Here is a 610-nt window from a genome sequence, read left to right on the forward strand (position 1 = left end):
AGAGTGCAAAGGCAGAAGGGAGCTTGACTGCGAGACTTACAAGTCGAGCAGGGACGAAAGTCGGGCTTAGTGATCCGGTGGTTCCGTATGGAAGGGCCATCGCTCAACGGATAAAAGCTACCCTGGGGATAACAGGCTTATCTCCCCCAAGAGTTCACATCGACGGGGAGGTTTGGCACCTCGATGTCGGCTCATCGCATCCTGGGGCTGTAGTCGGTCCCAAGGGTTGGGCTGTTCGCCCATTAAAGCGGTACGCGAGCTGGGTTCAGAACGTCGTGAGACAGTTCGGTCCCTATCCGTCGCGGGCGTTGGAGATTTGAAGAGAGCCATCCTTAGTACGAGAGGACCGGGATGGACACACCGCTGGTGTACCAGTTGTCATGCCAATGGCATAGCTGGGTAGCTATGTGTGGAAAGGATAAACGCTGAAAGCATCTAAGCGTGAAGCCCCCTTTAAGATGAGATCTCCCATTCCTTTAAGGAAGTAAGACCCCTGAAAGACGATCAGGTAGATAGGCTGGAAGTGGAAGTCTAGTGATAGATGGAGCGGACCAGTACTAATCGGTCGAGGACTTAACCAACAAAGTTGGGTTAAAGGTAAGGTGTTGTG

1 rRNA gene is annotated in these 610 nt (G+C 52.8%); it reads left to right on the forward strand.

From position 1 onward, the window contains the following. A 23S ribosomal RNA gene (locus tag BUB96_RS00005) occupies window positions 1-581 on the forward strand; the annotation flags it as partial. Window positions 582-610: the final 29 nt, after the last annotated feature.

The organism is Atopostipes suicloacalis DSM 15692, assembly GCF_900129085.1.
Lineage (GTDB): Bacteria > Bacillota > Bacilli > Lactobacillales > Carnobacteriaceae_A > Atopostipes > Atopostipes suicloacalis.